This is a genomic window from Sphaerisporangium melleum (assembly GCF_014646695.1).
GTDB classification, from domain to species: Bacteria; Actinomycetota; Actinomycetes; order Streptosporangiales; family Streptosporangiaceae; genus Sphaerisporangium; species Sphaerisporangium melleum.
The window spans coordinates 20,001-31,793 of sequence record NZ_BMNT01000021.1 but is presented as its reverse complement, the minus strand read 5'-3'; the positions used below and the strand labels follow the sequence as shown (position 1 = coordinate 31,793).

8 protein-coding genes are annotated in these 11,793 nt (G+C 73.8%); 3 read left to right on the top strand and 5 right to left on the bottom strand.

Features of this window, described 5'->3' with window-relative positions; translation table 11 throughout:
• Positions 1 to 250 precede the first annotated feature (250 nt).
• Entirely contained in the window at positions 251 to 1,600 is a 1,350-nt protein-coding gene (locus IEY93_RS19355; protein ID WP_189164497.1) for a S1C family serine protease, read from the bottom strand.
• 419 nt (positions 1,601 to 2,019) lie between these two features.
• Between IEY93_RS19355 and IEY93_RS19350 the strand changes: the two genes are divergently transcribed.
• Positions 2,020 to 3,102, top strand: a complete 1,083-nt coding sequence (locus tag IEY93_RS19350; RefSeq protein WP_189164496.1) for a M12 family metallopeptidase — start codon at positions 2,020 to 2,022, stop codon at positions 3,100 to 3,102.
• A gap of 187 nt (positions 3,103 to 3,289) precedes the next feature.
• Here IEY93_RS19350 and IEY93_RS19345 read toward each other — a convergent pair whose 3' ends face one another.
• From IEY93_RS19345 to IEY93_RS19330, 4 genes are all read right to left on the bottom strand, one after another.
• Positions 3,290 to 4,423 carry a Fic family protein gene (locus IEY93_RS19345; protein ID WP_229691271.1) on the bottom strand — a complete coding sequence of 378 codons (1,134 nt, stop codon included), beginning with the start codon at positions 4,421 to 4,423 and terminating at the stop codon, positions 3,290 to 3,292.
• A gap of 176 nt (positions 4,424 to 4,599) precedes the next feature.
• A complete protein-coding gene (gene lon, locus IEY93_RS19340) occupies positions 4,600 to 6,975 on the bottom strand; it encodes an endopeptidase La (RefSeq protein ID WP_189164495.1) in 2,376 nt (791 codons plus the stop codon).
• A 310-nt stretch (positions 6,976 to 7,285) separates the two neighbouring features.
• A complete protein-coding gene (locus tag IEY93_RS19335; protein ID WP_189164494.1) occupies positions 7,286 to 7,939 on the bottom strand; it encodes a response regulator in 654 nt (217 codons plus the stop codon).
• The gene (locus IEY93_RS19330; protein ID WP_189164493.1) at positions 7,936 to 9,273 is read right to left on the bottom strand and encodes a sensor histidine kinase; all 1,338 of its coding nucleotides are present in this window, start codon (positions 9,271 to 9,273) and stop codon (positions 7,936 to 7,938) included. The genes IEY93_RS19335 and IEY93_RS19330 overlap by 4 nt, the downstream gene beginning before the upstream one ends.
• 211 nt (positions 9,274 to 9,484) lie before the next feature.
• On the opposite strand from IEY93_RS19330, the gene IEY93_RS19325 reads away from it, so the two are divergent.
• Positions 9,485 to 10,240, top strand: a complete 756-nt coding sequence (locus IEY93_RS19325) for an alpha/beta hydrolase (RefSeq protein ID WP_189164492.1) — start codon at positions 9,485 to 9,487, stop codon at positions 10,238 to 10,240.
• Positions 10,237 to 11,679: an acyltransferase family protein gene (locus IEY93_RS19320; RefSeq protein WP_189164491.1), complete on the top strand. Its 1,443-nt coding sequence runs from the start codon at positions 10,237 to 10,239 to the stop codon at positions 11,677 to 11,679. The genes IEY93_RS19325 and IEY93_RS19320 overlap by 4 nt, the downstream gene beginning before the upstream one ends.
• Positions 11,680 to 11,793: the final 114 nt, after the last annotated feature.

The following is an 11,793-nucleotide window of genomic DNA, read 5'->3' as shown; positions in this document are numbered from 1 at the left end:
GGCCTGGAGGGCGTCGACGAGATCATCGTCCTGGAGGGCGGCCGGGTGATCCAGCGCGGCCGGCACGACGAGCTGCTGTCGGTGCCCGGCTACTACCGCGACCTGTGGGAGTCCGAGGCCCTGACCGCGGCCCCCTCCTGACCTGTCGCGGCGCGGCGATCGCGCAGGTGATCGCCGAACCCGCGGACGCGAACAGGCGCGCCGCCGGGCCTGCAGCGGCACCCGGCGACGCGCCTGGCTCTCGGGGACGTCAGCTCGTCACGGTCTTCTCCGTCAGCGTGACGGTGGCCGTGGCGGTGGCGCCGTCGCGCACATAGGTCAGCGTGACCTTGGTGCCCGGCCGGAAGCCGCGGACCGCGCCGACGACCGTCTCGGCCCCGGACACCTGCTGGCCGTCGATCTTGGTGATCAGGTCGCCCGCCTTCAGCCCCGCCCGCTCGGCCGGGCTGCCCGCCTGCACCGAGCCGATGACCGCGCCCTCGGTGCCGCCGGTCGCGTCGGCCAGCGTGACTCCGAGGTAGGCGTGGGACACCTTGCCGGTCTTGATGAGCTGGTCGGCGACCTGGCGGGCGGTGTTGATCGGGATGGCGAAGCCGACGCCGATGTTGCCGTCCCCGCCGTTGGTCGCGATCGCGCTGTTGATCCCGATCACCTGGCCGCTCGCGTTGACCAGGGCGCCGCCCGAGTTGCCGGGGTTGATCGCGGCGTCGGTCTGGATGGCGCCGCCGATGGTCGCACCGGCCGGCTGCGACGGGCCGCGCTGCGAGCCGAAGCCGCCGTCGCCCCAGCCCGGCGGGAGCTGCGGGCTCTGCCGCTGCTGGGAGTCGCCGACGGTCACGGTGCGGTCGAGCGCGCTGACGATCCCGGCGGTCACCGATCCGGAGAGGCCCAGCGGGCTGCCGATGGCGAGCACGGCGTCGCCGACCTGGAGCTTGTCGCTGTCGCCGAGCGAGGCCGCGGTCAGCCCGGACACGTCCTTGGCGCGCACGACCGCGAGGTCGGTGGCCGGGTCGGTGCCCACCACGTCCGCCTGGGCGATCTTGCCGTCGCTGAACCTCACCTGGAGCTTCGCGTCCGGCCCGGCGCCCGCGACCACGTGGTTGTTGGTGAGGATCAACCCGTCGGCGGACAGGACCACACCCGAACCCTCGCCCTGGCCCGCGCCGCTGGTCACGGTGATGGAGACCACGGACGGCTGCACCGCCCGGGCGACGTCGGCGACCGTCGCGCCGGCCGGGTCGGAGGCGGCCCGCACGATGGGGCTGGTGATCACGGCGGCCGGGCCGGCCGTGGCCGTCGCGACGAAGGCCCCCGCGGCCCCGCCGCCGATCGCGACGGCGGCGAGCGCCAGGCCGGCCACCGCCTTGCGGCCGGTGGTCCACCACGGCGCCGTCGCCGTGCCGGCCGGGGCGGGCCCGGCCGGGAAGGGCGGCAGGCCGGAGGCGGCCGGGCTCCCGGGGGCACCCAGGTCGCGCCGGAAGCCGCCAGGCTGGGGCGGGGTCCGGCCGAACTGCGTCCATCCCCGCGCACCCGATGTCGCCATCGGAGTGGTCTGGTCCGTCGTCTTCTCCGTGTTCTCACGCGGGTCTTCGGTGCTCATCTCTTCCCCCAGGTCGTCCGCATACGCCGCTATTCGGCGGCGGCCGGTTGAGGACCGGTGATTCAATGATGGCGCGCCGCCGATAAGACCCCGCTAAGCGATCCCTGAACGTTTCCTGAACGAGGCATCTCGCCTGCGAGACGTACGGGGCGGCCTGCGGCCCGGGCTTCCCCGCCGTGTCGCGGACCACCGTTCCCACCTGGGATCCGCCGGTCGGCGCTCCGGCCGGGAAGGTAAAGCGGAGATAAGGAGAAATCGCCCGGGAATCGCGACGGCGGCCCGGAGAGGTCAGGCCGGCGCCGTCTTCGCCCGACCCTTTCCCGTGCGCCCGCAGCGTGCGCTGGGTAGGTTTCACCGGCGGACGGCGCCGGCCGTCGCGCACACTTTATGGGGGGACGGATATGCGACATATAAGGATTTTGGCGACGCTGATATCCGGGCTGCTCGCGGGGGCCGGGCCCGCCCTCGCCGACGACGATGACGACCTGCCCGACTGGCTGTGGCAGCAGCAGACCGAGCATCCCGCCAATCTCGTCACCGTGCCCGACATCACCGGGCGGCCGCGCACGATCGGGTTCGTGGACATCGACGGGTACGCCGTGACCGAGGGGGACATCGTCATCGGCTCGCCCACCGACGCCACCTCCGGGAAGATCCGCCTGCCCGGTGTCTTCCCCGGTGCCGAGCGGCTCGCCGTCCCGCCCGCGCGCATCGCCGTGCCACCACCCGAAGCGCCGGCCGCGACGAGCACACGCCAGGCGGCCGGCACCACGCCCAAGGTCACCGCGCCGCCGGCCGGCAGCGCCGCGTCACCCGCACGACCGGCGCGGCTCGCGGCCTGTCCCGGCGGGCCCGGGGGCACGGCCACCTCCCAGGACGACACGCTGTGGCCCGGAGGGAAGGTGCCCTACGTCCTCGCCCCCGACCTGACCCCCGCCGCGCGCGAGGCGGTCACCCTGGCGATGCAGGACTTCCACCGCCACACCTGCGTACGCTTCGTCCCGCGCACCGACGAGGCCGGCTATCTGACCATCGTGTCCGGCACCGGCTGCTACTCCTACGTCGGGCGCCTCGGCACCGGGTCGCAGGAGCTGTCACTCGGCAAGGGCTGCGAGCGCAAGGGCACCGCCATCCACGAATTGCTGCACGCGCTCGGCTTCTACCACGAGCATTCGCGCTCCGACCGGGACAGCGCGGTGACCGTGCACCTGGAGAACGTGATGAAGGGCTACGAGACGCAGTTCCACAAGCTCTCGCCCGAGCAGAACCACCTGTACGGGCTGCTGGACTACGACTCGGTGATGCTGTACGGCCAGACGTTCTTCAGTGCCAACGGGCGAGACACCCTGCTGCCGCTGGTCCCGGTGCCGATCGGCCAGCGGCAGGGCTTCAGCCGCGGTGACCTCGCCGCCGTGCGTACGCTGTACCGCTGCCCTCCGGCCGACCCCCCACCGGCCCCCGCGCCCGCGCCTGGAGGTGGCGGCACGTCCGTCCCGTCGTAGGTCACGGAATCGGGCTCATGGCGCGGGCCGCCGGTGTTCGCGCGCGACCGCCGCTCGCAGAGCTTCCCCGTGGGGGCGGGGAAGCTCCAGGAGCGGGTGCCCGCTCCTCAGGCTTTCCGAACGCCGGCCCGGGCTGCCCGCCGGCCGCCGGGACCGCGGGCCGGGCCGGCGGGAGACGGCCGGACGGTCAGAGGGCGGAGCGGTACGGGTCGCGCAGCGGGGCCGTCCGGGCGGCGAAGTCGGCCTTCACCCGCTCCATGCGCGGCCCGGGGGCATAGAAGCGCCCCTTGGTCTCACCATAGGGGGTGAGCCAGTCACGGGCGGCCAGCTCGCGCAGGTCGCGGGCCGCCTGGCCCTGGCTCAGCGACTCGTCGGCCTGGTAGCTCGAGCGCCGCAGCCGCCTGCTGACGAACACCTGGTAGAGCGCCGACACGCACCGGGTGTTCAGGCCCTCCGCGTCGACCTGCTCCTCCAGCAGCGTCCAGACCTCCCCCGCCTCGGCCAGCCGGCGGCGCACCCGCTGCGCCTGCATGTGGTGCGCCCGCAGGCAGAACCGCACCCAGGGCAGCGTCTCATCATGCGGACCCCAGCGCCGGCGCCCGACCTCGCCCAGCACGTCGTAGTAGTCGTAGGTGGTGCGGCCTTCGCCGAGCCACTCCTCGATGGAGCAGAACTCGGGCGTGGTGATCTGATCGCGGCCGAGCACCAAGGTCTGCAACGCGCGGGACATGCGCCCGTTCCCGTCCCGCCACGGGTGGATCTTCACCAGGTTGAGGTGCGCCATCGCGGCCCGGACGTACGCCGGCGCGTCGAGATCACCGCCGTTGAGCCATGCCACCAGCTCGTCGAGCAGCCCGGGGACCTCCTCGGCGTCCGGCCCTTCGTAGACCACCTCACCGGTCGCCGAATCGCGGACGTAGATGCCTCCCGGTCGCACGATGCCGGGGCTCTTGTCGTGGTGGTGGCCGATCATCATGAAGTTGAGCGCGTTCAGCAGGCCACGGTCGTAGGCGAAGGACCTGGCCGAGGCCAGGTGGCGGACGTAGGTGAGCGCCTGCTGGTAGCCGGCGATCTCGCTCGCCACGGCGCGCGAAGTCTCCAGCGGCTCCTCCCCCAGCATGATGGACTCGATGTCCTCCACGCTCGCCCGGTAGCCCTCGATGGAGTTGGATCCCTGGATCGCCCGGGCCTGGAGCTGGCGGCGGAGCTGGCCGTCCCAGCGATGCGGCTCGGCCAGGCGATAGCGCAGGTCGCGCCGCATGTCCTCGATCTCACCCAGCACGGCCTTGTCGGCCGGCTCCAGCTCAGGAGTCGCGTACATCACGGCACCCATAACAGCATGGACGAATCATCCGGTCAAGCGACTGGATGATTCGTCCATATTTGCCCGCTCCGGCCCCCGTCCGGCTCAGCGAGCCGGGACGGGCTTTCCGGGCCGGGACGGGCAGGGCCCCGAGTCCCCGGGCCGCCGGACCGCGGCCGGGGACTCGAGGCGGCTCAGGCGGCGGCGGTCTTGACGACCGTCGCCGGGGTGAGCGCCAGCTCCAGCACCTCGCGGACGTCGCTGACCGCGTGGACGGTCAGCTCGCTGCGGACCTCCGCGGGCACATCATCCAGGTCGGGCTCGTTGCGCGCCGGGATGAGCACCGTGGTGATGCCCGCCCGGTGGGCGGCGAGCAGCTTCTGCTTGACCCCGCCGATCGGCAGCACCCGGCCGGTGAGCGAGACCTCGCCGGTCATCGCCACGTCCGAGCGCACCGGGCGGCCGGACAGCAGCGAGGCCAGGGCGGTGGTCATCGTCACGCCGGCCGAGGGACCATCCTTCGGGATCGCGCCCGCCGGGACGTGGATGTGCACCGAGCGGTCCTTCAGGGACCCGACCGGCAGCTCCAGCTCGGCGCCGCGCGACCGCAGGTAGGACAGCGCGATCTGCGCCGACTCCTTCATCACGTCGCCGAGCTGCCCGGTGAGCGTGACCGCCGTCGAGCCGGTCTCGGGGTCGGCAAGCGACGCCTCGACGTAGAGCACGTCGCCGCCCGCCCCGGTGACCGCGAGCCCGGTCGCGACGCCCGCCACCGCCGTGCGCTGCGCCGACTCCGGCAGCGAGGACTCCGGCACGTGCCGGGGCCGGCCGAGGTAGCCGACCAGGTCGCCCGCGCCGACGGTCACCGGCAGCGCGGCGTCCTCGACCGCGGCCTTCGCCGCGACCTTGCGCAGCACCCGCGCGATCGCCCGCTCCAGCGAACGCACCCCGGCCTCGCGGGTGTACTCGCCGGCGAGCCGGCGCAGCGCCTCCTCCTCGACGGTGACCTCGGCGGCGGTCAGCCCGGCCTTCTCGAGCTGGCGCGGCAGCAGGTGGTCGCGGGCGATGGCGACCTTCTCGTCCTCGGTGTAGCCGTCGAGCGTCACGAGCTCCATGCGGTCGAGCAGCGGGCCGGGGACGGCCTCCAGGACGTTGGCGGTCGCCAGGAACAGCACGTCCGACAGGTCGAGCTCGACCTCCAGGTAGTGGTCGCGGAAGGTGTGGTTCTGCGCCGGGTCGAGCACCTCCAGCAGCGCCGCGGTGGGGTCGCCCCGGTAGTCGGCGCCCACCTTGTCCACCTCGTCCAGCAGCACGACGGGGTTCATGCTGCCGGACTCGCGGATCGCCCGGACGATGCGGCCGGGCAGCGCGCCGACGTAGGTGCGCCGGTGGCCGCGGATCTCGGCCTCGTCGCGGACGCCGCCGAGGGCGACCCGGACGAACTTGCGGCCCATGGCGCGGGCCACCGACTCGCCGAGCGAGGTCTTGCCGACCCCGGGAGGGCCGGCCAGCGCCAGCACGGCGCCGCTGCGGCGTCCACCCACCACGCCGAGGCCCTGGTCGGAGCGCCGCTTGCGCACCGCGAGGTACTCGATGATGCGGTCCTTGACGTCGTCGAGGCCGGTGTGGTCGGCGTCCAGCACCGCCCGGGCCGCGGCGATGTCGTAGGAGTCCTCGGTGCGCTCGTTCCACGGCATGTCGAGGACGGTGTCCAGCCAGGTGCGGATCCAGCCGCCCTCGGGCGACTGGTCGGAGGCGCGCTCGAGCTTGTCGACCTCCTTGAGCGCGGCCTCGCGGACCTTCTCCGGCAGGTCGGCGGCCTCCACGCGGGCGCGGTAGTCCTCCTCCTCGGAGGCGGCGTCGCCGTTCAGCTCGGCCAGCTCCTTGCGGACGGCGGCGAGCTGCTGGCGCAGCAGGAACTCGCGCTGCTGCTTCTCCATGCCCTCCTGGACGTCCTTGCGGATGGTCTCGGCGACGTCCAGCTCGGCCAGGTGCTCGCGCGCCCACTCCACCAGCCGGGTCAGCCGCTCGGCCGGGTCGGCGTTCTCCAGCAGCTCGACCTTCTGCGCGGTGGTGAGCCACGGCGCGTAGCCGGAGCTGTCGGCGAGCACCGACGCGTCCTCTATCTGGTTGATGGCGTCGACGATCTGCCAGGCACCACGCTTCTGCATGATGGTGGTGGCCAGGGCCTTGTACTCCTTGGCCGCCTCTTCGGCGCGCGGGCCGCTCGGGACGGCCTCCATGCGGGTCGACTCGACCCACAGCGCGGCACCGGGGCCGGTCGTACCGGACCCCATGCGCACCCGCTCGACGCCGCGGACCACGGCGGCGGGCTCGCCACCGGGCAGCCTGCCGATCTGCTCCACGACCGCGGACACGCCGACCGCGCCGTACTTGCCGTCGATGCGCGGAACAAGCAGCACCTGGGGCTTGCTCTGCTTCGTGGTGGCCCTCGCGGCATCGATGGCGGCCCGGACCTCGGTGTCCGACAGGTCGAGGGGAACGACCATGCCGGGCAGGACGACCTCGTCGTCCAGCGGGAGCACCGGAAGGATCAAGCTCTGACTCATGCGAACTCCAAGGGTTGAGTTACATCGACTCAATTAACAAGAGCCCGAGATTGTTCCCATGTCTGCGCTTGTTCGCTTGCAGCGATCGTAATTCTGTAATCAGCGTTGCCGGACGCGCCGCTCCCCTGCCCGCCAACGGCACCGCACTGGACGCGTCTTCGCAGTTCAGCGGCATGACGAGCCTTCACTCGGACGCCGACGACCGCGGCCGGCCACCGGCGGTGGCCTCGACTCCGGCGGCGACCGATCACCCTCGGCCGGGAACGGCGGGCCATCTCGTGTCACACGGGGCCGCCGCCTCGCCGCGTGTTCAGTCGCCGGGGCGCACCAGGCCGGTCTCGTAGGCGAAGACGATGGCCTGGGCACGGTCGCGCAGACCGAGCTTGGCCAGAATGCGGCCGACGTGGGTCTTCACCGTCTGCTCCGCCACCACCAGCCGTCCGGCGATCTCCCCGTTGGACAGGCCCTGGGCCATCAGCGCCAGCACTTCGGTCTCGCGGCCGGTCAGCTCGGCGAGCCGTTTCACGGTCGGCGCCCGCGGCCCGCCGAGCCGGGCGAACTCGGCGATCAGCCGCCTGGTGATCGACGGGGCCAGCAGCGCCTCCCCCGCGGCGACCACCCGCACGGCCTCGACGAGCTGCTGGGCGGAGGCGTCCTTGAGCAGGAAGCCGCTCGCCCCCGCCCGCAGCGCCTCGTAGACGTAGTCGTCCAGGTCGAAGGTCGTCAGAATCAGGACCTTGGTGGCGGTCCCGGCGAGGATGCGGCGCGTCGCCTCCAGCCCGTCCATCACCGGCATGCGGACGTCCATCAGCACCACGTCCGGCGCGAGCTCCGCGGCCCGCGTCACCGCCTCCTGACCGTTGACGGCCTCGGCGACGACCTCGATGTCGGGCTGGGTGCCGAGGAACGTGGTGAAGCCGGTGCGGACCATGCCCTGGTCGTCGGCGATCAGGACACGGATCACGGCTCCTCCGGCGCGGCGGGTTCGGCGGCGGCGAGCGGCAGGATGGCCGTCACCGAGAACCCGCCGTCCGCCATGGGCGCGGCTTCCAGGGTGCCACCCAGCAGGGCCGCGCGCTCGCGCATTCCGGCGATCCCCTGGCCCTGCCCGTCCGGGGTGCCGGGCGAGGCTACGCCGGCGGGGCCGTTGGTCACGCTCAGCCGCAGCTCGGCGGCCGTCCGCTCGATTTCGACCCGCACCGGCGCCCCGGGCGCGTGCCGCATCGCGTTGCTCAGCGACTCCTGCAGGATCCGGTACGCCGACAGGCCGACCGCGGCCGGCAGGTCGAGAGAGCCGGACACCTCGGCCGTGACGGCGAGCCCCGCGGCGCGGACATTGCCGATCAGGTCGTCCAGCCGGTCCAGCCCCGGCTGCGGCGCCGTCTCCCGGCGGCCGTCCGCACCACGCAGGGCGCCCAGCACCTGGCGCATCTCGGCGAGCGCCGCCAGCGACAGCACCCTGATCTCGCCCAGCCCCGCCTCCAGGGCCGCGACGTCGCCCCGGGCCCTCAGCGGCACGGCCTCCGCCTGAATGGCGATCACGGACATGTGGTGGGCGACGATGTCGTGCAGCTCGCGGGCGATGCGCGTGCGTTCCTCCAGCACGATGCGCGCCGCCCGCTGCTCCTCGCCGCGCCGCCGCTCCTCGTCCAGCCGGCTGGTCGCCCGCCTGCGGGCCCGGACGTTCTGACCGAACAGCAGGGCCACCGTGACCAGGACCGTGGCGAGGAACATCGAGTTCGGATGGATGATCCACGCACCCACCGCCGAGACGATCCAGACTCCGATCGCGACGTCGCGATCCGAGCGCACGGCGACCGAGTACGCGCAGAGCAGATAGGTGATCACCTGAGCGGCCACGTAGGGCATCACGCCGTCACCGTGACCGGCGGCACCGTTCATCGCCCCGCCGAGGATGCGCGGGTTGACCAGGCCGCCCACCACCGCCGCCATCGCCGAGATCCGCCACGCCGCCACCGGCCAGCGCTCGCGCAGAGCGATCGGCACCGCGTAGGCGGCGGCGAGCACGACCAGAACGGGCCCGTCGGCGTAGAAATGTGACGCCGCCGCCTCCGTCTCCAGGTACGACACGCCGGTGCCGAACAGGATGTAGGCCAGCGACAGGTCGGCGACGACGACGAGGTCGAACGCGGCGAACGGCAGCCACCGCGCCCACGCCGGCACGGCGGGCCGCAGCCACCGCGACCGCGGGCCCGCGGGCTCCGCCGTCCCGGTGACCAGCGCCGCGGTCAGCGGCGCCACCAGCCGGACGAAACCGGACCAGGCACGCGAGATCACCGCTTCAGCGTACGAGCCGCACTCCCGCCCGGCGTCACCCCCAGGGGTGACCTCCGCGCCTCACCCCGTGGTGCCACCGCACCGCACGGGCGCGTACCGGGGCGGGAGGGGAGAAGACCACACCTGCCGGGGACGCGGGTCAGCGATCGCGCTTCCTAGCTTGCTGCTGGGTTCGCGGCGCCGCGCCGCGATCCGGACAGGAGGCTCCCCCATGGCCAGGAGCGCTTTCGCAGCGATCTCCCTCGCCGGCGCACTCGGCGTGCTCACCCTGCTGCCCCCCACTCCCGGCGACCGGATGGTCGAGGTCTTCGGCGACCTGGCCACGGCCGGCCGGGTCGCCCTCATCGTGCCCGGCGCCGACGTCACGCGGGCCACCTTCGACGGCGGCCGGCGCAAGGCGTACAGCACGCCGGGCGGCGCGGCCCGCGCCCTGATCGCGCAGGTCCGGGCCCTGGACCCGGCGGCCCGGCCGGCTGTGGTCGCCTGGCTCGGGTACGACAGCCCGCGGGCCATCAGTCTCGCGGCGGCCACCGACGCGGTCGCCGAAGAGGGCGCCGGGGAACTGCGCCGCGCCGTCGCCCGAGTCCGCGCGATCACCTCGGCCCCGGTGACGCTGCTCTGCCACAGCTACGGCTCGGTGGTCTGTGCCAAAGCCCTGCCCGGCCTGCCCCTGGCCGAGGTGGCCGTCTTCGGCAGCCCCGGCCTCGGGGTCGGCCGGGCGGGGGATCTCGGCACCCGGGCCCGGCTGTGGGCCGGCCGCGGTGAGAACGACTGGATGCGTTTCGTCCCTCCGGTGCGCATCGGTCATCTCGGTTTCGGCGCCGACCCGGCGCGTCCGTCGTTCGGCGCCCGCGTCTTCGCGGCCGGAGCGGCCGGGCACAGCGACTACTTCCAGCCCGGTGGCGAGTCCCTGCGGAACCTGGCGTTGATCACGCTCGGCCGCGCCTCCGAAGTGAGCGCGCCGTGACGCGGGCGCACGACACGGCCGGACGGACCTGGGCCAGGCTTGCGGCGATCCGGACGAGAAGCGCGTCCCCTGACGCCCGGCCGCGGCCCACGTCACCGGCGGCACTGCCGAGGTGGCGGGCGTGGGACGCCTTCGCCGGGCGGATCGAGGCGGGCACGCCGGCCACGCGCGACCGGGGAGCCGACGCGCTGCGCGCCCTGGCGATCCTTGGAGTGATCGCGGGGCACTGGCTGGTGACCGCCTGGGTGGTGGACGATCTCGGCCATCTCCGGGTCACCAGCCCGCTCTCCGCCATGCCCGGCCTCGTCCCGCTGTCGTGGGTGCTGCAGACGCTGGCCGTCTTCTTCTTCGTGGGCGGGTACGCGGCGGCGCGCGGCCTCGGCCGTGAGCCGGCCGGGGAGTGGGTCCGCCTGCGCCTGCGCCGGCTGCTCGTCCCGGCCGGGCCGCTGCTCGCGGTATGGGCCGGGCTGCTGGTCCTGCTGGCGGCGGCCGGCGTGTCGCCGGGGTCGCTGCGCTCCCTGGCCGTGCCGGCCCTCGGCCCGCTGTGGTTCCTCAGCGTGTACGGCCTGCTCACCGCGGTCACTCCGTTACTCGTCCGGGTGCGGCCCGTCCGTGTGGCCGTCGCGGCGGTCGTGCTGGTGCTGGTCACGGACGTGGTCCGCTTCGGCCTGGGCGGCCCCGCGTGGCCCGCCTGGACCAACGTGCTCGCCGGCTGGCTCGTCCCGTACGCCATAGGCCTCGCCCGCGGCGCCGCCGGCCATCGCGCCTCCCGCGAGCGAACCGCCCGCGACGCCTGTCCGCCCGAGTTGCGTGCGGCCCCGCCTCGCGAGGGCTCGGCGGCTCGGGACGTCTCGGCGCGCCGCGCCTTCGCCGGTCAGAGGTCCGGGAACGAGGCCCCCGTCTCCTCCCCCGCCGGGCGGGCCGGCGACGCGCCGGGGCTCGGCGGAGGGTGGGGAGCGGCGGCGATGCTGGCGGGCGGGGCGGCGGGAACGGTGATCCTGGTCACCGGGTTCGGCTACCCGGCGAGCATGATCGGGATCACCGGGGCGCGGGTGTCCAACCTGAGCCCGCCCACTCTGGCCGCGGTGTGCTTCGGGATCGCCCAGGTGGGCCTGGCCATGCTGCTGCACCGGCCGCTGGCCTCCCTCATGCGGCGCCCGCGCGTGTGGGCGGCGGTCGTCCTGGCCAACCTGTCGGCGATGACGGTCTTCCTGTGGCATCAGACGGCGCTGACCGCGGTCCTGCTGGCCGCGCTGCCCTTCGGCCCGGCCGTCCCCGGCCTCCTTGTGGCGCCCGACTCGCCCGGCTGGCTGCTGGACCGGATGTCGTGGCTGCCGCTGCCGGCCGTCCTGGTCGCCCTTCTCTGCGCGCGGGTCCTCCGCCGGGGCTCGCGGGGACGCCGCCCCCGATCACGAGCGGACGCGACATCCCCGACCTGAGAACGCCACCCACGGTGGTCCCGGCGAGAGGGCGCGCCCTTGGGACGTACGCCGACCTGCGCGTATGTGTCGTGCGGGCTTCGGACGGGCCCTCTGTGCCCGGCCCCACACGAA